Source organism: Stenomitos frigidus ULC18, assembly GCF_003003795.1.
Classification (GTDB): domain Bacteria; phylum Cyanobacteriota; class Cyanobacteriia; order Leptolyngbyales; family Leptolyngbyaceae; genus Stenomitos; species Stenomitos frigidus_A.
Genome location: NZ_PVWK01000031.1, coordinates 121577 through 141834 on the forward strand (window position 1 = coordinate 121577; position 20258 = coordinate 141834).

Annotated in this window: 17 protein-coding genes; 10 read left to right on the top strand and 7 right to left on the bottom strand. The window is 52.1% G+C overall.

The window, feature by feature from the left end:
• Nucleotides 1-618 precede the first annotated feature (618 nt).
• Entirely contained in the window at nucleotides 619-2412 is a 1794-nt protein-coding gene (locus C7B82_RS06835) for a polysaccharide deacetylase family protein (RefSeq protein ID WP_245939769.1), read from the top strand.
• Nucleotides 2413-2643: 231 nt separating this feature from the next.
• On the opposite strand, the gene C7B82_RS06840 is transcribed toward C7B82_RS06835, so the two are convergent.
• Nucleotides 2644-3630, bottom strand: a complete 987-nt coding sequence (locus C7B82_RS06840) for an Hpt domain-containing protein (RefSeq protein ID WP_106255551.1) — start codon at nucleotides 3628-3630, stop codon at nucleotides 2644-2646.
• A gap of 139 nt (nucleotides 3631-3769) precedes the next feature.
• On the opposite strand from C7B82_RS06840, the gene C7B82_RS32000 reads away from it, so the two are divergent.
• The 4 genes from C7B82_RS32000 to C7B82_RS06855 all read left to right on the top strand — a co-directional run bounded on the left by C7B82_RS32000 (nucleotide 3770) and on the right by C7B82_RS06855 (nucleotide 7234).
• Complete coding sequence (locus C7B82_RS32000) at nucleotides 3770-3931, top strand: hypothetical protein (protein ID WP_181357373.1); 162 nt, start codon at nucleotides 3770-3772, stop codon at nucleotides 3929-3931.
• 165 nt (nucleotides 3932-4096) lie between these two features.
• The gene (locus C7B82_RS06845; RefSeq protein WP_106255552.1) at nucleotides 4097-5395 is read left to right on the top strand and encodes a glucose-1-phosphate adenylyltransferase; all 1299 of its coding nucleotides are present in this window, start codon (nucleotides 4097-4099) and stop codon (nucleotides 5393-5395) included.
• A 116-nt stretch (nucleotides 5396-5511) separates the two neighbouring features.
• Complete coding sequence (locus C7B82_RS06850) at nucleotides 5512-5985, top strand: AAA family ATPase (protein WP_106255553.1); 474 nt, start codon at nucleotides 5512-5514, stop codon at nucleotides 5983-5985.
• A 250-nt stretch (nucleotides 5986-6235) separates the two neighbouring features.
• A complete protein-coding gene (locus C7B82_RS06855) occupies nucleotides 6236-7234 on the top strand; it encodes a DnaJ C-terminal domain-containing protein (RefSeq protein ID WP_106255554.1) in 999 nt (332 codons plus the stop codon).
• 43 nt (nucleotides 7235-7277) lie between these two features.
• On the opposite strand, the gene C7B82_RS06860 is transcribed toward C7B82_RS06855, so the two are convergent.
• The 5 genes from C7B82_RS06860 to C7B82_RS06880 all read right to left on the bottom strand — a co-directional run bounded on the left by C7B82_RS06860 (nucleotide 7278) and on the right by C7B82_RS06880 (nucleotide 14118).
• Nucleotides 7278-10067: a toll/interleukin-1 receptor domain-containing protein gene (locus tag C7B82_RS06860; protein WP_106255555.1), complete on the bottom strand. Its 2790-nt coding sequence runs from the start codon at nucleotides 10065-10067 to the stop codon at nucleotides 7278-7280.
• A gap of 148 nt (nucleotides 10068-10215) precedes the next feature.
• Nucleotides 10216-10896: a biuret amidohydrolase gene (gene biuH / locus C7B82_RS06865; protein ID WP_106255556.1), complete on the bottom strand. Its 681-nt coding sequence runs from the start codon at nucleotides 10894-10896 to the stop codon at nucleotides 10216-10218.
• A 130-nt stretch (nucleotides 10897-11026) separates the two neighbouring features.
• The gene (locus tag C7B82_RS06870) at nucleotides 11027-12046 is read right to left on the bottom strand and encodes a formamidase (RefSeq protein ID WP_106255557.1); all 1020 of its coding nucleotides are present in this window, start codon (nucleotides 12044-12046) and stop codon (nucleotides 11027-11029) included.
• Between the two features lie 265 nt (nucleotides 12047-12311).
• The gene (locus tag C7B82_RS06875; protein ID WP_146141073.1) at nucleotides 12312-12785 is read right to left on the bottom strand and encodes a DUF4168 domain-containing protein; all 474 of its coding nucleotides are present in this window, start codon (nucleotides 12783-12785) and stop codon (nucleotides 12312-12314) included.
• Between the two features lie 547 nt (nucleotides 12786-13332).
• The gene (locus tag C7B82_RS06880; RefSeq protein WP_106255559.1) at nucleotides 13333-14118 is read right to left on the bottom strand and encodes a DUF1868 domain-containing protein; all 786 of its coding nucleotides are present in this window, start codon (nucleotides 14116-14118) and stop codon (nucleotides 13333-13335) included.
• A gap of 210 nt (nucleotides 14119-14328) precedes the next feature.
• Between C7B82_RS06880 and holA the strand changes: the two genes are divergently transcribed.
• Together holA and C7B82_RS06890 are read left to right on the top strand one after the other, a co-directional pair.
• Complete coding sequence (holA, locus tag C7B82_RS06885; protein ID WP_106255560.1) at nucleotides 14329-15309, top strand: DNA polymerase III subunit delta; 981 nt, start codon at nucleotides 14329-14331, stop codon at nucleotides 15307-15309.
• A 267-nt stretch (nucleotides 15310-15576) separates the two neighbouring features.
• Nucleotides 15577-15900 (top strand): DUF1825 family protein, encoded by a 324-nt coding sequence (locus tag C7B82_RS06890; RefSeq protein WP_106255561.1) that lies wholly within the window; start codon nucleotides 15577-15579, stop codon nucleotides 15898-15900.
• A 66-nt stretch (nucleotides 15901-15966) separates the two neighbouring features.
• Here the strand turns inward: C7B82_RS06890 and C7B82_RS06895 are convergent, their stop codons facing one another.
• Nucleotides 15967-17880, bottom strand: a complete 1914-nt coding sequence (locus C7B82_RS06895) for a transglycosylase domain-containing protein (protein ID WP_106255562.1) — start codon at nucleotides 17878-17880, stop codon at nucleotides 15967-15969.
• A gap of 451 nt (nucleotides 17881-18331) precedes the next feature.
• On the opposite strand from C7B82_RS06895, the gene tyrS reads away from it, so the two are divergent.
• The 3 genes from tyrS to C7B82_RS06905 all read left to right on the top strand — a co-directional run bounded on the left by tyrS (nucleotide 18332) and on the right by C7B82_RS06905 (nucleotide 20229).
• Nucleotides 18332-19537: a tyrosine--tRNA ligase gene (gene tyrS, locus C7B82_RS06900; protein ID WP_339375231.1), complete on the top strand. Its 1206-nt coding sequence runs from the start codon at nucleotides 18332-18334 to the stop codon at nucleotides 19535-19537.
• A 6-nt stretch (nucleotides 19538-19543) separates the two neighbouring features.
• The gene (locus C7B82_RS34180; RefSeq protein ID WP_281258935.1) at nucleotides 19544-19672 is read left to right on the top strand and encodes a hypothetical protein; all 129 of its coding nucleotides are present in this window, start codon (nucleotides 19544-19546) and stop codon (nucleotides 19670-19672) included.
• A 164-nt stretch (nucleotides 19673-19836) separates the two neighbouring features.
• The gene (locus tag C7B82_RS06905) at nucleotides 19837-20229 is read left to right on the top strand and encodes a hypothetical protein (protein ID WP_106255564.1); all 393 of its coding nucleotides are present in this window, start codon (nucleotides 19837-19839) and stop codon (nucleotides 20227-20229) included.
• Nucleotides 20230-20258: the final 29 nt, after the last annotated feature.

A 20258-nucleotide genomic window follows, 5' to 3' on the forward strand; every position in this document is an offset into this window, starting at 1 on the left:
AAAAACAGTCGTTTGAGGGCGATGAGAACCGATCGTGACGTTGCGCTCACAATGTTAGAGAAGCCGTACAATTCGCCTCCAAAAACCCTTCACGAGCAAATTTTGCCTATAGCAAGCGATCATTTATACAGTTTTTGGACTCGACGATCGAACAGTATGGAATTGTCCTAGAGTCAAATCACCATAACTAAAGCCTTCCTTTGGGGAGGCTTTTATTTTTCTGGGTGTCTGGGCGGATGTTTGAAAAGTCCTCGCCCATGGCGACATCTGCGCGTCATTGAAAATCACAGACGGGATAGCAACAAAGTGACGAGGTTGTCAACTAATTGGACGGTAAGCAGTCGCGAAGTGGATGATCGGCTTTAAGGGCGATCGTGTCCAAATAAAGTCCGCTAAAACAGGTATGCTGAAAAACCTGACAAACGCTCAGAAATAGGGTAGATCTAGCAAGGGTATTTCGGGGTTATTGGCGCGGTGCTACTGCTAAGTAAAGGGTTGACAAGCGCTGAACTGAATCGATCTCGTCTACGAATGCTGGTGGCTGCCAATTCGTCTCGATCAACTTAGCTAAAAACGTGTGTGGTAGGTGGGGTCGTGCAAAACAAGCAAACATTGATGATGAGAGCTTTAATTAAAGCGCTAGCAAAGTACCAGGTTCGCAATTGCAAAGTGCTTTTGATCAGTGGTTTGGCAACACTGCTGCCACTCTACAGCGGGTTCTCTAACCTAGCGTGGGCTTATGAGCCCAGTACAGAAAACCCTACTGGCACACCAACTGAGGTTGCCCCAACACCCTGCCAGCCGATACGGTCTGCTCAAGCTGGCGGTTTAACCCGGTTTGTGAATGATGTCACTCAAACGGCAACGTTGATTGAACAACCGGCGATCGGCATGGGTACCTTGCTTGAACAGGTGGCGCCGCAAATGCTGGCGTATTTGAATGCGTCTCCCTTCCCCGAAATCAATCAACGCGCCCGGTTAGCTAGAGTGCCTGTGATCATGTATCACGACATCTTGCCGGAAAAGAAGGTGTTTTTTGATGTCACTCCTGAAGAGTTTGAGCAACGTCTCAAGCTGATTCAGCAGAAGGGTTTGACCCCGATCAGCATGGATCAGTTAGTCACCCATCTACGGACGGGCCTCCCCTTACCCGAAAAACCCATTCTATTGACCTTCGACGATGGCTACAGTGGACATTACGAATACGTTTACCCACTGCTAAAAAAATATAACTACCCTGCTCTCTTTGCGATTTACACGGCCAAAGTGGGCAAACAAATGGGTCGATCGAGCCTAACCTGGGAGCAACTACGGGAGATGGCAAAAGATCCGTTGATCACGATCTCATCTCACAGTGTTAGCCACAAAGTAATGGAAGGGCTGACACCTGATGAACTTGCGATCGAAACCCAAGAATCAAAACGCCTTTTGGAAATGGAGTTGGGCGTTCCGATCCGTTATTTCACCTATCCCGAAGGAAAGTATGACACTCAAGCAGTCGAGGCTGTGAAACAGGCAGGGTATGCTGCAGCTTTAACGATGGATGATAACAATGAAAAACTGGCAGGACAGTCAGATAACCTGTTTGCGATCGGCCGGGTTGGACAATCGCGACTGGCCGAAATGGTTGACGTTGTCTGGGGCGGCCCAAAGCTGCCAGCCTTTAGTCAGGCCTTTGACTTTTCGTCTCCCGTCGTCCGGACGAATACCACTGTTGACAATACACCGTTCATTTTTATTTCCGGTGGTAAACCGATGACGATTCATGCCAAAACGCGTGACCAGGTACCCAAGATTTTAGAGGGCACTGAGGCGATCGCGGCTGTCGACGGCGGTTTTTTCTCTCTGGAGTTTTTAGACTCTAACGCAATGCTGGGGCCTGTCTTGAGCCAGTCTGAGGGCGAATTTATCCCCGGTAAGCGGGGAGAGATCCCCTTCCTTGCCAAACGCCCACTGGTTTTGATTGGTCCCAAGTCCGTCAAATTCGTGCCTTTTGATTACATCAAGCACAATACCCTCGAAGGTATTCAGGCAGAAATGCCGGATGTCACGGATGCGTTTGTGGCGGCTGGTTGGCTGGTGGAAAACGAGCAGCCTCAACCCATTGAACGCTTTGGTCGTTTATATAGCGTCAACGAACTACGGCACCGCGCCTTTTGGGGCATTAATCAGGCTGGGCAACCTCAAATTGGGGTTTCTCAAGAACCGATCGGCTCCGTCGATTTGGGTGCGGCACTGGCAAAAGCTGGCTTTCGGGACGCTGTCATGCTTGACTCTGGTGCCAGTACCTCTCTCGCCTATAAAGGTGCTTCGTTAGTAGGCTATACCCCTCGCCCTGTACCCCATGTTGTGGCATTGGTTCCGCCTGCGGGTGCATTGAACGCAAGCTGTGCGTTGGTTTCCTCCCGTTAGGTTGAGTGCTGGGTGTTGATCGCGTCAGCTCTCGGCCATAGCGCGTCTCAACAAGTGCGGTACAAGCAACTGAGAAAGAGGTGTCAGGAGTCAGAATCCATCAGTCAGCAGTGGTCTACCATACTCACTTTTAAATCCTGAATACTTACGTCAAAATGTCCAGCACGTGAGTAAGAGCCGCTGATAGCTACAGCTAGCGATTGCTGCTGGTTACTGACTACTGACTTCTTGTTACTGGATCGCTTTCATCAAAAATTCTGCCAGCTCAATCAGTTGGGACTTGTTAAACGCCTCTAAAAGCGCTCTAGCAGCTGCTCTTGGCTCAGCAGGGATGATAATCTGATTGGCTTTAGCTGTGGTTACTTCTCGGACAGCGGGTTGGTGAGTTGCTTCGGGAAGTGGCAGCTTCGCAACGAGCTGAGGCGTAGGAGCAGGGTGTATCGTGAGCTGCTGTAGGGCAGTGCTGGGAATGATCTCGCTAGCTCGTCCGACCAGCAACAGATCGCCAGCTAACTTAAGCTCCTTAATGACCAGAGGCGCCATGATGGCATAGGTGTTACGAGGATGAGCCAGGGCGCTGTGCACTGCCTGTAGCAGTCTGCGCCATTCTGCTGAACTATTGAGTTGCACCATACGGCTGCAGAGGGTGGCCAGTTGCTGTCGGTTAGCGGGTGTATCTCCTTGCTTGAAGAGTTGCAACATCATCTTGAGAGCACCATGCAGCCGATTCGCCAATTCTGGGTTGGCAGGTACAGGCTGGACTACGGCGATCGCAGGTTTGCCAGCATTACGTTCTTCTTGCAGTAAACGGTTGAGATAATTTTGCAGCTCTGCAAAGGTTGGTTCTGCTGCCTGAACCCGCTGAGCGGCATCTTCTTCTTTGAGACCATACGGTGACTGCAGTTCTTCAACCAGCTCTTTGAGAATGTCAAACCCTTGTAAAAACAAGTTCTCGAGCGATTGGTCAATCTTGACGGGGTGATCGGTCAGAAGCTTAAAGCAATCTTCCAGATGATGGCCCACCTTGTGAATGCTGGTAAAGCCCAACATGGCAGCTCCCCCTTTAACCGAATGAGCAGCGCGAAACAGCTCATTGAGTCGCTCTGTATCTGCCATCGTGGCTTGTAAATCTAATAAGCCTCGCTCGATCGTATCGAGGTGCTCTTTAGCTTCCTCAATGAAGTAACCCAAGATTTGCTGCTGTTTCGTCGCCTGCACGAGCCTATCCCTCAGAGTGCTAACTTGTACGAGCTCAAGCGGTTCGTTATGATACCGCACCTTTTCTCAGTGTTCCCATTCTAATGAGGCTTTTATCTTGCTTTCTGAGGAATCGTTTTGCGTCATAAGCACCATTACGATGAAGATTGCGATGAAGGCAGTTACTGTTTTAAAGCGATCTGATTTCAAAGTAAGCTTGATGAGCCAGGAAAGAAAACGCCGAAAGGCTGTGGCCCAATATAGCGCCAAGAAGAAATGTTGCCGTCAAGAGGGGTTGCCTTTAATCCTGCTGTTCGGCTGACATCTTCATGTCTTATGTCAGCCAGAACACATGATCGTGCCTGTTGCAAAGCCTCTTCCCTTCAACAGATCCAAAATTTTGAGGCTTCTTTCTTTCAGCCCTTGCAAACTTAACCATACAGGCTCACACTAGACTTGAGCAGGCTGGGAAGATGAGAGGTTTGTTGTGAAAAAAGTTTTAGCCATTATTTTGGGAGGCGGTGCTGGCACTCGCCTTTATCCATTGACAAAGCTGCGAGCTAAGCCTGCTGTGCCGATCGCAGGCAAGTATCGTCTTATTGATATTCCAGTTAGTAATTGTATTAATTCAGACATTTTTAAGATCTACGTCTTGACTCAGTTCAATTCGGCTTCGTTAAATCGTCATATTTCCCGCGCTTACAATTTCACGACAGGCTTCACTGAGGGTTTTGTCGAGGTTCTGGCCGCTCAACAGACACCAGAAAATCCCAACTGGTTTCAGGGCACTGCTGATGCTGTACGACAGTATCTTTGGTTGTTTCAAGAATGGAACGCTGACGAGTATCTAATTTTATCAGGTGATCATCTTTACCGGATGGATTATGGAGACTTTGTCCGTCGTCATCGTGAAACGGGCGCGGATGTCACGATATCGGTAGTGCCGATGGATCACCGTCGGGCGTCTGACTTTGGTTTGATGAAGATTGACGGTTCTGGGCGCATTGTTGACTTTAGCGAAAAGCCAAAAGGAGATGCGCTGACTGCAATGTCAGTAGATACGACAGTCTTGGGGCTCACGCCAGAAGAGGCGAAGCAGAATCCCTACATTGCCTCAATGGGGATTTATGTCTTCAAGCGGGAGGCCTTGGTTAAACTGCTGAGAGATTTTCCTGAGCAGACTGATTTCGGTAAAGAAATCATTCCTGTCTCGTCCAAAGACTACAATCTCCAGGCATACCTCTTTAACGATTATTGGGAAGATATTGGGACGATCGAGGCCTTTTATGACGCGAATCTAGCGTTGACGCAGCAACCGCGTCCACCCTTTAGCTTCTACGATGAAGATGCACCGATTTATACCCGTCAACGCTATTTACCGCCCAGTAAGCTACTCGACTGCCACATACGGGAATCGATCATCAGCGAAGGCTGCATTTTAAAAAACTGCTCTGTGACCCATTCGGTGCTGGGTGTGCGATCGCGCCTTGAATCAGGTTGCACGATCGAAGACACCCTGATTATGGGAGCCGATTACTATCAGCCGTTTGCTGAACGCCAGTCTGAAGCATCTTCTCAGGGTGATCAGATTCCATTAGGTATTGGTTCTGACACCATTGTTCGCCGTGCCATTATTGACAAAAATGCCCGTATTGGCAGCAATGTGCAAATTGTCAACAAAGATCGCGTCGAAGAAGCCGAACGGGAGAACCAGGGCTTCTACATTCGTAGTGGCATTGTTGTCGTGTTGAAGAATGCGGTTATTCCTGACGGGACAGTCATCTAAAGGTTAGGGAACCAGGGTGACAGAGTGTTTTAGATTAAGCCTTTTACGACCCGTCAGCCTTAATCTAAACTCGTCTTGGCTCCAACTTCCGCGTTCCATCGCCGTAGCCTCCAGCAATGCGTCTGATTTTGTTGATTGGGTTACCTGGCAGCGGTAAGTCAACCTTTGCCGCGCTCCGTTTGCAGGCGTGCCCACAACGGCAACTGATTTCGACTGATGCCATTCGATCGTGCCTGTTTGGTGACGAAGCGGTACAAGAAAACTGGCTCAAGGTGTGGCGAGAAGTCGGTCGGCAGTTTCAGCAAACAGTCCAGCAAGGTAGGATGGAGCACACATCGGAGGCGATTTATGATGCGACCAATGCTGTTCGCCGCGATCGCCGTCGGGCGATCGGGCTTGCTCGTACCTGCGGCTTTACCGACATTACTGGCGTCTGGCTGAATACACCACTAGACATCTGCCTTCAACGCAATCAGCAGCGCTACCGACGGGTGCCTGATGCCGTCATTTTACGCATGCATCGTCGGTTAATGGGTGCTCCACCAAGTGTCAGCGATGGATGCGATCGTTTAATTGAAGTGAGTTGGTGACGTGAAACGTAGAGTACGGCCATTGCGCCTTCAGCCAGTGCAAGAGCCGGACCCGCGAAACTCGACGTTTTTGGTAGATTGAGCGCAAAGAGAACGGCAAAGTAACAGGAATTGGTTGGAATACGGGGTTAGAGTAGAGAGAATGCAAATGCTTCGTGCTTTGCTAGGAGCTATAAAGGACATCTCACCCTGAAAACGTTGCTAAGACGTTCTTAGAGAAATAAGCTGAATCCTCAGAGGAGAAGGATTAATGGCTGCAACTGACTTTAAAGACTACTACGCCATTCTGGGAGTGGATAAGACCGTCAGTGCTGATGAGCTGAAAAAAGCCTATCGCAAGCTAGCACGGAAGTATCATCCAGATATGAACCCCGGAGACAAAGCGGCCGAAGCTCGATTCAAGGAAGTCAGTGAAGCTTACGAGGTTTTGTCCGATCCAGAGAAGCGGCAGAAATACGACCAGTTTGGCCAATATTGGAAGCAGGCAGGGCCGGGGGGTTCCCCGTTTGGCTCTCAGTCTCGTGGCTCCAATACTGACTTTGAAAACTTTGAATTTGGGCAGTACCGCAACTTCGACGACTTTATCAATGAGCTACTGGGCCGCATGGGCAGTGACCCCGGTTTTGGACGGTCTGGAGCGGGCGCTCGTGCCTCTAGAAGTGCCCCTGGCGGCTTTAGCGATTTTTCTGGATATGACTCAGGTGGCGCCGGGCTGGATGCTGAAGCAACCATTACGTTGACGTTTGCGGATGCGTTTCGTGGGGTGCAAAAGCGCCTGATGTTAGGCAATGAGGAGTTTGAGGTTCGCATTCCTCCCGGTGCTAAACCAGGCAGTCGCATTCGGATTAAAGGGAAAGGGCGAAGCAGTCCATATGCCCCGAATCAACGTGGCGATTTGTATCTCATGGTGGCGATCGCGCCTCATCCCTTTTTCCAATTTGAGGGTGACAATCTCACCTGCGAAGTGGCGATCGCGCCGGACGAAGCCGTTTTAGGTGCCCAAATTGACGTACCGACACCGGATGGCAGCGTCACGGTGAATGTTCCTGCTGGCATCCGCTCTGGTCAATCGCTACGGCTAAAAGGCAAGGGCTGGCGGAATCCCAAGGGCGATCGCACCGATCAAATGGTTCGCATTGTGATTGCAACGCCAAAGGAAATTAGCGCGATCGAACGCGAATACTACGAAAAGATTCGCTCCAACCGCAGCTTCGACCCGCGCAGCAATCTAAAGGATGTGCGGCTGTAACACGTCACCTGAGTAGAGACGTTACATGTAACGTCTCTACGAATCAACCAGCCTCTAACTGCTGCAACAGTCGCTCGGCTGCGTCGTACGTCACTTTGTAGGTATACTCACCCCCGTCACAGGTCGCCAACGCCCGCGCCTGCCGCGCATACGCCAACGCCTGTGCCCGTTCTCCCCGCCCTAGCGCCCGCTCTGCCAGAAACAACTGCACATCTGCCCCTCGTAGCACATAGCCACTGCGCTCCGCAATCGCCTGCGCCTCCTCTGCCAGCCGCAGCGCTTCGTCTGGTTGCCCCTGGTCTACCCGCAACCGTGCCAGAGCCAGCAGAATATCGGCTTCGTGATCCACCACATTGATGGCGCGGCAACGGGTCAATGCCTCGCTCAGGTGATGGTCGCTCTCGGTCAGGTTGCCGTTGACCCGGTGGGCGGCTCCCAGCAGCCAGTGCGATCGCACATAGAAATGTTCAACTGGATAACTGGTACGAGCAAATTCATCCGCCAGTGCCAGCGATCGCTGAGCCGCTGTCAGCGCCATTGCTGCTGACTCAGTCTCCCCCATCCGCACTCTTAGCAGGGCACTCAATGATCGATAAAACCAGGTATTGCAGTTGATCTGGATCGCGTTTTGCTTCTCGGCTAGATCTAGAGCCTTATCCAATTCTACTTCTGCTTCTGTCCACACTCCCCGATACGCCAGCAGTCTCCCCAATTCCTGATGCCCGATCGCCTCTTTGAACTCACCCTCAAGCTCCTGGCAGAGGGCGATCCGGCGGCGCAGGTTGGCTTCAGCCGCTTGCAGGGCACCGATCGGGAGTTGTGCCATGTAAGCCAGGTTTCCCAGAGTGATCGCCAGGTTTTTCTTATCCCCCTGCCTTTCTCGAATCGCATTCTGTCGCTCATACAACGGTACGGCTTGCGCGGGCTGACCGTTGAGGCTGTAGCTATTTGCCAGCTCGTTCAGCGTCCAGGCTTGAGCACTCTCATTCTGGAGCTGCGGGGGCTGGTCTTCGCCACGGGGGAAGAGGGCGCGCAGCAGTTCAATCTGGAGCTGGTAAGCACCGAGTTGGTAGTAAAGGGGCGTAGAGAGGCGATCTTGAAACAACTGCTGCGCCTCGTCATACTGCTCTGCCCGCACCATGTGGTGATACAGCTCAATCACTGGGGTCAGGTCGGCAAGGGTCTGCACCGTCTCTACGGCAGGCACGGCGGCGAAGTAGTCGCGCAGTTGCTCGTGGGCGCGGGTGCGTTCCGGGGTGCCCATGCGGTCATAGGCATAGCGGCGCACAATGGGGTGCAGGTCAAAACGCTGGGTGCGGCGGTCATGGTGCAGCAGTCCGCGATTGATCAGGTCGCGCAGGTCTGCCTCTAGCTCACGGGTTGAGTAGGCTGTATCACGAATCGCCTCCAAAATGCCCACATCCACCGGGCTGCGAAAACAGGCGATGCGGCTGAGCAACTGTTGTCGAGCGTCCGCCAAATCCAGGTACGACTGCTCCAGCACATGGTGCTGCCGCTGCACCAGATCTCCCGTCACATCCAGCCGCTGAGCCGCTTTAATATCCCCCGCCTGCCGCAAGTCATTCACCACCAGCCCAGACAGCAACCGCAGGCTGAGGGGATGATAGCCATACGCCGCACACGCCTGCTCAATCTCACTCCGATTCCCCCGAATGCCCTGACTGCGAAAAAACGCCACCGCATCAGCAGGCTGCATCTGGGTCAACTCCTCCTCCCGACAGCCCTGCAGCAAGTCTCCCCCTCTCACTTCCACCGGGCGCGGTCGCAGGCGCGTCGTCATCAGCACCTTGCCCCGCAGGTTGGGCAGGCTCGACAGGCTGCGAAGAAAGGCTTCGGCGTAAGGGTTCACGCAATCCCGCTCTTGATCACCTCTCTGGCTAAAACTCGCCTCGCCTCGCGGGAGAGGGGCTGGGGGTGAGGGGTCATCCCCCTGATACGCCGCACCCAGACTGCTGTAGGCGCGCAGCTCCCGCTCAAACCCATCCAGCACCAGCAGCACGGGCAGTTGTTGCAACAGCGCCAACACGTGCTCTAGCTGCTCTCGGAGTGACACGTCGCCCGGTTCACGTCCACTCAAATACGCCCACGTCACCCGCAAAAAGTTGTTGAAATTCGCCTGCTCCTCATAAAAGCTCCACCACACCACCAGTGGGCGTTGCTGGGGTGTCACATCATGCAGCAACCAGTGCCAGGTGAGGGCGCTTTTGCCAAACCCACCCAATGCCCGCAGCACAAACAGGGGCTGAGTGCCCTGATTTAGCCAGTCGCTCAGCCTCTGCCGTTCGGCTACCCGTCCGGTGAAGTGGGGCGGCATCCCGTAGGGGTGAGCCAGCAACCATTGCCTCGGTGCAGTCTCCTGGGGTGGGGTAACTAATGGTTTACTTAGTTCCTTCAACAGCTTCGCCCAATCAGACTCTAAGTCATCTGAGGCAGCAAAGTTGAGATAGGTCAAATAGCTAATGCTGCGAGGTAGTTCACACAGCTCTTTTAGCAGGGGAATAAGTCGCCGCTCCTCGTTGAGTGGATCGGCAGTTTGAGGCATATACCGTTCAAATTCTGTCCACTTGCTTTTTAAGTAATGCGGGGTTAGCACCATTAAGGTTTTGCGGCTCGTGGTAGATGCCCGCTCCAGTTCCTTAATGGCAGGTGCCCCCAGGCGAAAGTCGCGATAGTCGATGCAGCACCTCAACCCGGCAGCTTCCAGGCGTTGCACCAGTTCACCTCGCACCCACTCACTATCCTTAGTGCTGTAGGAGATGAACACATCGTAGTCGTAGGGGACAGAAGCGGGTGGCTCAGCGGGTTGGCTCATTATGCAGCGGGCAAAGGGCGCAGGCTCTCCTAAATTCTATTCGACGACCAATTAAGTCTGCCAGGAAAAGACCTCGGAGGTTTTGGAAACCTCCGAGGTCTAAGCCACGATCGCTGCCTCCCCTCTTTGTCTGGCGAAGCGATGCCCCCTACGCGATCGCCGCCAGCAGTGCCTTCGAGTCTGCCACCGCGCCAAACACGCCGCCCTGCATTTTGACTATGTTGAGAGCTGCCAGATGATTGCTATAGTCCGTAGCCGCTGTGCAGTCGGAGAGTAGGAGACATTCGTAGCCGCGATCGTTGGCATCGCGCATAGTGGTATGCACACACACATCGGTGGTAATGCCTGCCAGCAGGATGTTTTGAATGCCTTGACGCTTCAGCAGCAAGTCTAGATCGGTGGCGTAGAAAGAGCCTTTGCCCGGTTTGTCGATGATCGGTTCGCCCGGTAGCGGAGCCAGGTCGGGGATGATTTCCCAGCCTGCTTCGCCGCGCACCAGCACTTTACCGCACGGTCCCGGATCGCCGATGCCTGCACCAATCTGGCGCGATCGCCATTGTTTGTTTTCTGGCAAGTCGGCTAAGTCAGGACGATGCCCTTCGCGAGTGTGCATGACATGGAAGCCTTTAGCTCGCATCACGTCCAGCACGGCTTTAATAGGGGCGATCGGTGCCCGCGTCAACGATAAGTCGTAGCCCATCTGATCCACATAGCCGCCGATGCCGCAGAAATCAGTTTGCATATCAATAATGAGGAAAACTGTATTTTCTGGACGCAGATCGCCATTGAACGGGTAGGGATACGGCTCAGATTTAACGTAGCAGCCCATGATGAATCTCCAAAGGTCGTTAGGAAGGAAGCGCGTGCAGCCAGTCGATCGCCTTTCGAGATGGCTGGCTGCCTTTCACTACTGATGGATCAGCGGGAGTCGAACGAATGACGCCATCAAAGGCGGACGCTTATTTCACCACAGAATCCTTCAGTGGTATTCCCTCATACGATCGGGTAGGGGCAGGGAAACCGCAAGATGTCCCGTCTGTATGTACAACGTCATCCTCCCAGGGCAAGCGATAAGCGTTGTTAACCAAATCCTGCATATACGTGTAGGGGCAATCTTGTGCGCCCCCTTTAACGGCAACATAGCCTCGATGCCCAAACTGGTAGATGTTGTTTTCGACCGACCAATGGCGGCGGGCTTCCTGAAGTAGTTTCGGGCGCACCTCTCCGGTGATGATTTCATTCGGGCGACCAGTCCCAGTGACCAAAGGCACACCATCATAGTTGACGATCATCCCTTCGCCCATCGAGTCGAAGGAGCCGTCCGAACCACACATACAAACTGATGCTGTATAGATCAAGTTGCAGAAGGCATTTGCCTGATTAGTGATTTGCCAGGAGTGGCGAATGGGTGCCGTGTAGCCAGCGGTGCGCAGCATAATGTCAGCCCCTTTGTAAGTACATTCACGCGCCATCTCTGGAAACATGCCGTCGTGGCAGATAATGAGCGCCAACGTGCTGCCGTTGGGCCCTTCGCAAACAGGGATACCCAAGTTACCGGGTTCCCAAGGTTCTACAGGCACCCAGGGGTGAAGTTTGCGATAGTAGAGCTTCAGTTCGCCCTTGTCATCCAGAATAATGCCACTGTTATAGGGATTACCGTGGGGGTTGTACTCCATGATAGAAAAACAGCCCCAAATTTTGTGCTCTCGACAAGCCGTGCTAAAGGCCTGCACCTCTGGCCCATCTAAGCGGCACATAATCTCTGGATTGGTGTCCATTGAGAGACCGTGCAGGGCATATTCTGGGAAAATAACCAGATCCATCGTGGACATATTGCGCCGTGCTTTGGCAACCATGTCCACCAACCGCTGCGTTTGCGCTGACAGGTCATCAGGAGTGACGACGGTGGGCAGTTGCAATTGCACCAAGCCGAGGACGACGCCATCCGGTGACTTATTTAAACCGCCGAGTCCACTCATGCAAACCTCCTACTGATTGCGTTGTTGCCAGAACACATCCAAGCACGCTGGGCTTTCAACCTTAGATACTGGAGGCAGACGCGATCGCAGGCTCAAACCATACCAACCAACGTCCAAAGTCTTTAGTCAAACGCCTCACCAACTGCTGTGCTCCCAATAAGGGTTTACAGAATCCTGGGCACTCAGTGAGTATCAGGCATCACTTTTTATGACTTTGGGTGCCAATTTACATCAATACAGCCTGTCTACTCTAGAGTGTTGTCTCTTACGGCGTTGTCTTTTGTAGCTTGAGCAACTCGCTCTGAATTTGCTGCTGGAGGCTGGGATCGCCTTCTTTACGACGTGTGATGTCGTTGAATTGGGAGATAGTCAAGCCGTTTTCTTTGATAATCTCGGCAGAGCGTTTAAGGAAGCGACCACAAATATCATGCACAGCCGAAGGAATGTTTTGCTGCCGACAGACATCCTCAGGAACATTGCCGCTCATGAGTTTCTTGGCTTCGGCGTAGTCTTGCTGGCGCTGCTGCTCAATGTAAAATGCAGCACGAGCATACTGGCTTACCTGCGGCGGATTAGCTTGGGCGTAAGCAGCATCGCCTAAACTCCAAGTTGTCGATCGCAGCATCGACTGTGGAGCATAGCTAACAACTAAGCCCACTGTAGAGAGCGCGCTCACCAGAAAAAGTCGCGTAACGGTATTGAGAGAGGGTCGCAGAAGGCTGATAGAAAATTGCATCATGGTTGTGTGTGACACTGCAAAAACTAGCACACGAAAGGTTTCAATAAGCTTTGAATTATTTTAGGCGCGATAAGTTCCAGTAACGAGAAAGGATTTAAAAAATTAGCGGGTTAAGGTGAAGAAGCAAAAGATTTTACACCGCACTGTAGTTTTGCACTGCACTGTGGTGTAAAGTGCCAGCAAGCTTCTAGCCGTCTCTCAGTTCGCCGCGTTTGAGAACGCCCTTAAGAGAGGCAACTCCTCTCCTCATCAGTTTGCTATTCTGTGCCGTTGACACAAGCCAGCCTAAGCTCCAGTCAGATTTGAGGCCATAACAGAGACAAGATCTGCTTATAGACGACGTCTAGCCTCTGATTCAGATCAGGCATTTGTTCTGAGTAGCAAGCACTTGCACCCATATTGATACCGAATGAGCCATGAGGCTGCATTGATGCAGTATGGGATTTTTAATTGTAGTGACGGAAATAAAGCTGAGGTGTGCCCCAAAAACGAAACCAGTCTTCCTTGTACTGCAGCTGAGGAACGATCGCCCCTCAGCTGAAAGGAATCAAAACTCGAACGTTGCCCAATCCGGCTTGCGGTAATAATGCGTCATGTCGTCAAATTTGCGTAGCTCAGCACGATTGACCCAAAATTCTTTCGCCTCCAAATCCAGCCACTGCTGGTTTAATTGCATAAAACTATCGCCTAGTTCAACCAAGACTTCGGGCGCTGGAATAGTACCGAAGTAACCCAGAGTGATGTGAGGCGTAAAGTAATACTGTTGCTCAATGCCTAAGCCAATGAGGTCAGAATTTTGGAAAACAGCGCGACGGAGCTTCAGTACACGATCGTACGATTGTTCGTCTGTCGGCGCTAAACAGACAGCGATCGCCCTCGGCATGATCATGAGCCCTAACGCCTGAAACTGCAGTGGTCTACCTTCAGCCATCGCCTGGGATTGGCGAAAGATCGTTGCAATCTGGTCTTGAAGCTGCACCTCAAACTCAGGATTTTCTTGACTTGCATCACGATAGGCGTTGTCCCAGATTAAGTCTGCTAGCGTCAGATGCAAGCTTTCGGGTGGCACTGGTACCAACAGTGACGCACCAAGTGTCTGCAAAAGTTGCTGCTGATACTGCGTCAGGGCCTCGTGCAGCGTAGCGTTTTTCGCATCTTCGCTGCCTGGTGGTGTCACAATCGTATAGCCCGGAAACGGGGCAGGCTGTCGTTTGTTTGCCGCCTCTAGCTGAAATTTGGGGGATTCCTGAATATGCTGCACCTGGGAGCGATACGTTTCCGGTAACGTCAAACGTACGGCTCGATTCAGGTAAGTCTGGTAGTTCTCGTCCAATGTCGATCGCCTCGCAAGGTTACTTAATCATATCTACGACTGGCTGCGTCAGACCCCCCTGCTTGATCTGACTGAATCACGGTCGATCGCGGGAGAGTTTGCTGATGATACCTGACCTTCAGGATCACCTGATCCCCACCATAATCTAAATTCAGTCTGACAGGATTGCTAGGACAATACAATTACGGGCGGTAGCAGGAGGTATTCTACATGCCAATTTACCTTTACTGGGGCGAGAATGATTTTGCGATCGCCCAGGCAGCAACAGCACTGCATCAACGGTTGCTCGATCCCGTTTGGAGTAGTTTCAATTATGACAAAATTACTGCCGACCAACCCGATGGCATCAGGCAAGGCTTAAATCAGGCCATGACCCCTCCCTTTGGTGCTGCGAACCGTCTCGTCTGGCTCGCAGACACGTCCCTTTGTCAGCGTTGCCCTGAAGCACTCTTGACCGAACTGGAGCGAACCTTGCCGGAGCTACCGGAATCAACAACGCTGCTGTTGACAGCGACCAGTAAACCCGACAGTCGCTTGAAAGCTACGAAGCTGCTGCAAAAGCATGCCACCATTCAGGAGTTTGCGCTCATTCCAACCTGGAAAGCCGATCTTCTAGTCAAGCAGGTGAAGCAAGCCGCTCAAGATGGTGGGGTGAAGCTTACAGCGCATGGAGCAGAACTACTTGCCGATCTGGTGGGTAACGATACTCGCCGCTTGTACAGCGAGTTAGAAAAACTGCGGCTTTATGTCGGCGAGGCCAGGCAACCCCTTGATGAGGCTGCGATCGCCGCGCTGGTAACCGCTAGCAGCCAAAGCACCATCCAACTAGCCGCTGCCATTCGTCAGGGGCAAACGGCTCAAGCGCTTGACCTGGTCGCCGATTTGCTACGTCAGAACGAACCCGCGCTGCGCATCGTTAGTAGCCTCGTCACGCAGTTTCGCACCTGGGTCTGGATTAAAGTGCTGCGGGAAGCAGGCGAACGGAGTGAACAAGAAATTGCGAAAGCCGCAGAGTTGAGAAATCCGAAGCGCCTCTACTTCTTGCAAAAAGAGGTTGAGTCACTGTCATCCCAGACGCTTTTGCAAACATTACCCTTACTGTTAGACCTCGAAGCCAGCCTCAAACGGGGAGCCGATGAGCTACTCACACTACAGACGAAGATCATTGAGCTCTGTGAACTTTGTCGCTAAAGAAACAGTGTCCGCAGATCCCTCAGCCTTTTCTAGCCCCGCTACGATCGCTTCCCACTCCTAACACGAGAGTCTGGCCGTTTGATAGATTACGCGTCAGTCTTCAGGTAGTGGAACCCCTACTTACTGACGATTTAAATGCACCAGGTCATTGAATTAGAATGGTAGTGTTTAGCAAACCTTGTGTTTAGAAGACCTGCAAGCAGTACTCGCTCTACTACTAGCAGTGCTTGCTCTACTAACAGTCATTAGCGAAGATTTAAAGCGATGGGATTTTTTGATTCTGAAATCGTACAGCAAGAAGCGAAACAGCTCTTTGAAGACTATCAATCGCTGATGGGGCTTGGATCTGACTATGGCAAGTTTGACCGTGAGGGTAAAAAGCTCTTCATTGAGCAGATGGAAGCAATCATGGATCGCTACCGCGTCTTTATGAAGCGCTTTGAGCTGTCTGAAGACTTTATGGCTCAAATGACGGTAGAACAGCTCCGCACGCAGCTAGGTCAGTTTGGCATGACGCCCCAGCAAATGTTCGAGCAGATGAATAAGACCCTGGAGCGGATGAAAGCTGACGTTGAAAGAACGCTCTAACGTTTCTAGTGTCTCGTTTTCAGAGAGTGTTTCTAACCACCAGCCACTAAAAACTGACCGCTGGCTTTACGGGCGGTTAAACTCGGAGGGCGGGCGGAACCTCTCGATCGGAACACCCTGTAATGCCTGCTGCATAAAATCGCGCCACACTGGAGCAACGTAGCCTCCTCCAGTCGCACCTTTACCGATCGGGCGATAATCATCATTGCCAACCCACACAGCTGTCGCTAGCTGCGGCACATAGCCCACAAACCAGATATCCCGCTCAGAGGAGGTCGTGCCTGTTTTGCCCGCTGCGGGACGATCGAGCCTTGCCGCTACACCTGTCCCACCGTTGATGACGCCTTGCAGCGCATCGTTAAGAGCTGCAGTTGCCCACGGATCGAGCACCAGCTGAGGCTTAGGCGTATTGTCGAGCAAGACATTACCGGCGCTGTCAGTCACCTGCACAATCAGCGTCGTTTCGGAATACCAACCGTTACTGGCAAAAGTAGCAAAAGCTCCCGCCATTTCCAGTGGTGTGAGATCAACCGAGCCTAGAGGCAATGAGACAACCGGTTCGATCGGGCTACGGATGCCGATCGTACGCACTACGTCAATCACCTTATTCAACCCAACGTCTTGCCCCAGTCGTACAGCTGGAACGTTGCGTGATTGCGCTAACGCAGTGCGAATGGTCATGGCACCATGAAACGAACCATCGTAGTTTTGGGGCGTGTAATATTCATAGCCATCTGGATAGCTCACAGGGCTATCAGAAACCGTAGAGTCAGGCGTGTAACGACCAGACGCAAACGCCGTGTAGTAGACAAACGGTTTAAACGCAGATCCCGGCTGCCGCAGCGACTGCATTGCCCGGTTATACTGGCTCTTGCGGTAATCAACCCCACCCACCATTGCCTTCACAAAATGAGTGCGCGGATCAACCGCAACCAGCGCCATTTGGTCGGCATAGATGCCCTGATTCAAAAGGCTTTCGTGCCCCCGTTTGACCACATCTTCGGCAAGACGCTGTAGCTTGGTGTCCACTGTTGTCTGCACCCGCATACCGCCTTTGAGTACCGCATCCTTGCCAAACCGCTTCGTTAGCTCCTGTACTGCGGCTTCAGTCACGTAGGGAATGGTACTACCTTGAAAGGACGTGATTTTTCCTAATTTGATGGTTTGTTTGCGGGCAACAGCTTCCTGCTGAGGCGTAATCCAGTTCAGCTCTCTCATACGGCGGAGCACGGTTGCCTGCCGCCGCTTTGCAGCTTTATAGTCAATAAACGGACTCAAGCTTTCAGGCGCCTGAATCAGCCCTGCCATCATGGCAGATTCCGCCAGCGTCAAATCGGCGGACGACTTACCAAAATAGCTCTCAGCAGCCGTTTCAGCTCCATAGGTGTTATGTCCCCAGTAAACCTGGTTCATATACATCTCAAACACCTGGTTCTTCGAGAAAATCTGCTCGATCCGTAAAGCCAGCACCGATTCTGCGACTTTGCGGCTGAACGCGCGTTTGGGGGTGAGGAACAGGTTTTTGACTAACTGCATCGTCAGGGTAGAGCCGCCTTCTACCGTTTCGCCCTTATGCCAGTTTGCTAAGAACGCTCGCAGGACAGCACCTGGATTCACGCCGTGATGGGAGTAAAAATAGCTATCTTCGATCGCTAGTACCGCCCGCTTCAAGTCTGGAGAAATCTTATCTAACGGTACGACTTCCCGGTTGGCTTCACCATGAATGCTAGTTAGCAGCGCACCTTTAACGTCGTAAATATGAGTGGTTTCGCTGGGTACATAGCTGCGAAGAATACGAACGTCTGGCAAATTGCGAAAGCTAATGGCTAAACCGACCAGGCCACCTGCAACCACAGAACTCGTCAGCATCGTCATGCCAAGCACCATGCCGCCTGTTACTTTGCCAACGGTTTTGATGACCTGATAAACGGTATCGGGTGCGCCAGGCTGCTTACGTTGGTGAAGGGTGTTGGATGCCACGACGACTTTAGTCCTTACAAAGGTTGAACAAGCTCAAGTTTGAACAAGCTAGAGAGTAGCGAAGGCAGGTGCTCAGAACGATCGCTCGGTAGTCAATCATACTATTCATCCCTCAAGTGGGACTATCAGCATGGCTTTAGCAGCAAGGTTAACATCATAACTACGGGTTGAATGACAAACCAAGTTAGATTAGTGGCAGGCGTGTGCTACCAACGATCGCGCCAGTCCCCCTGTTGGAAGGCTGCCATTCATAGTAGTCTGTGCTCTGAGCAACGAAACTTAGCGCTTGTTAAGAAAATAAGCTCATGCTAGGAAAGAGCACTCAGCCATCAGTCAGCAGTAGCCATCCCTGGATTCAGCGCTGCATGCTGATAGGTGATAGCTAACTACCAGTATCGCTCCAACGCCCATTGCTTTGTACCTTGTGATTTCCAGTCAACCCTTGAACATGATGTCTACTCTTTCCTGGCTGCGGCGCGGCATCAGCGAAATTTTTCCCGATCAGCCAGACTCCAGCAGCGCTGACGAAAACTTAGTGCAGCGATTGGCTCAGAGCGATCGCCCCCTTCGCATCAAGCTGGGCATTGACCCGACAGGAGCCGATATCCATCTGGGGCACAGTATTCCGATGCGAAAGCTGCGATCGTTCCAGGATGCTGGACACACTGCTGTCCTGATTATCGGCGACTTCACTGCTCGCATTGGCGACCCTACGGGAAAGTCGGAAGTCCGTCGCCAGTTGACCGAAGACGAGGTTCGCGCCAACGCTCAGACCTATCTCAATCAAGTGCGCCCGATTCTGGATTTCGATACACCGGGACGCCTGGAAATCCGTTACAACTCAGAGTGGCTGTCTAGCTTAGATCTCAGCAAGATTTTACAGCTCCTGGCAACCACAACTGTTGGACAAATGTTGGCTAAAGAGGGCTTCTCGGAGCGCTACGACAAGGGTGACCCCATTTATTTACATGAATTCCTGTACCCGCTCATGCAGGGCTACGACTCCGTTGCCGTGGAAGCCGATGTCGAACTAGGCGGCACCGATCAGAAATTTAACATCGCGATCGGTCGAGATTTGCAGCGCCACTTTAGTTTGCGTCCTCAATTTGGGCTACTGGTACCAATCTTGCTCGGCACCGATGGCGTACAAAAGATGTCAAAATCCCTTGGCAACTATGTGGCACTGTCAGAAGATGCCCTGACGATGTACTCCAAACTGGAGAAAACGCCTGATACGCTACTGAAGTCGTATTTTGAGTTGCTGACCGATGTCCCGCTCGATCAGCTACCCGAAAATCCTCGTGAGGCTCAAAAGCTTCTGGCACTGACGATCGTCACCCAATATCGTGGTGAAGCAGCGGCAAAACACGCACAACAAGACGCGATTGCCCTTGTCCAGGGCAACACCACTCAGGCGGATACCGTCCCCGAATTCTCCCTAGCCTCGGTGCAGTTTCCCGCCAAGCTCTTTTTTCTGGTCAGCGCCAGCGGGCTCTGCAAAAGCAGTTCCGACGCACGACGGCAGCTTCAAGGTGGTGCCGTGAAGCTTGATGGTGAAAAGGTCGATGACGTCGATCTCACCTTTGAGACCCCGGAATCTCTCATTGGCAAAGTTCTGCAACTGGGCAAAAACAAATTTGTCCGCTTCATCGCTTGAGCCACCTTGTTTTTGCGGTCAGTCGCGTTGATGGCACTCACCGCCGCTAAAGAAACTGGCGATCGCGGCTGTCCATCCATTGCAGCATACCTCACAGTGGTTGTAGCGGCTGACTGCATGACGCGCCTTATCTAATCCAGGCAATCTAGGCGCTGCGAATCTAGGCACTATGCGTAAGCGCAACGAAACAGTCGCCACCTCAGGAAACACTTCATTTTGTATCAAAATGTACTGAAATCACTAGAGATTTGCAGTAGAGCGCTAGATTTATGAATGGTGATACTTATGAATAAGCCGCTATGACTACATCGACGCTGGTTAACGACCCTGAACTGAAACTGAAGCATCTGACCAATATGGTCACCTCTTTATCGCACCGCTTAGAGGTTGCTAAAGCTTGCCAAAATGATCAACTGACTGCTCTGTTAGAACAAGAGTACGAGCAGCTGATGATCGAGCGTAAAACCGTCCTCTTTGGTTCGTCTAACCCTATTAGAGTCTGGTTCCAGCGCCTGTGGAACAATTTTGCGGACACGGTACCTGGCCTATATCAGCTGCAAATCAAGCAGACGATCGATGCTAGAGGGCAAAAAAGCTGGAGCGCTTATTACCCCAAAACAGGGCAACAACTGGTTACAGAATCTGAGGCAGACCTACAGGACTGGATCAAGAAGACGTATTGGGCGGCTTAAGCTATCGCGTGTCGCTAGTTTAACGCCTT

Excerpts from the sequence above, each read along its gene's own strand:
- C7B82_RS06835 (WP_245939769.1), top strand. The coding sequence starts at position 619 with ATGAGAGCTTTAATTAAAGCGCTAGCAAAGTACCAGGTTCGCAATTGC.
- C7B82_RS32000 (WP_181357373.1), top strand. The coding sequence starts at position 3,770 with ATGAAGATTGCGATGAAGGCAGTTACTGTTTTAAAGCGATCTGATTTC.
- C7B82_RS06850 (WP_106255553.1), top strand. The coding sequence starts at position 5,512 with ATGCGTCTGATTTTGTTGATTGGGTTACCTGGCAGCGGTAAGTCAACC.
- C7B82_RS06855 (WP_106255554.1), top strand. The coding sequence starts at position 6,236 with ATGGCTGCAACTGACTTTAAAGACTACTACGCCATTCTGGGAGTGGAT.
- C7B82_RS06860 (WP_106255555.1), bottom strand. The coding sequence starts at position 10,067 with ATGAGCCAACCCGCTGAGCCACCCGCTTCTGTCCCCTACGACTACGAT.
- biuH (WP_106255556.1), bottom strand. The coding sequence starts at position 10,896 with ATGGGCTGCTACGTTAAATCTGAGCCGTATCCCTACCCGTTCAATGGC.
- C7B82_RS06870 (WP_106255557.1), bottom strand. The coding sequence starts at position 12,046 with ATGAGTGGACTCGGCGGTTTAAATAAGTCACCGGATGGCGTCGTCCTC.
- C7B82_RS06875 (WP_146141073.1), bottom strand. The coding sequence starts at position 12,785 with ATGATGCAATTTTCTATCAGCCTTCTGCGACCCTCTCTCAATACCGTT.
- holA (WP_106255560.1), top strand. The coding sequence starts at position 14,329 with ATGCCAATTTACCTTTACTGGGGCGAGAATGATTTTGCGATCGCCCAG.
- C7B82_RS06890 (WP_106255561.1), top strand. The coding sequence starts at position 15,577 with ATGGGATTTTTTGATTCTGAAATCGTACAGCAAGAAGCGAAACAGCTC.
- tyrS (WP_339375231.1), top strand. The coding sequence starts at position 18,332 with ATGTCTACTCTTTCCTGGCTGCGGCGCGGCATCAGCGAAATTTTTCCC.
- C7B82_RS06905 (WP_106255564.1), top strand. The coding sequence starts at position 19,837 with ATGACTACATCGACGCTGGTTAACGACCCTGAACTGAAACTGAAGCAT.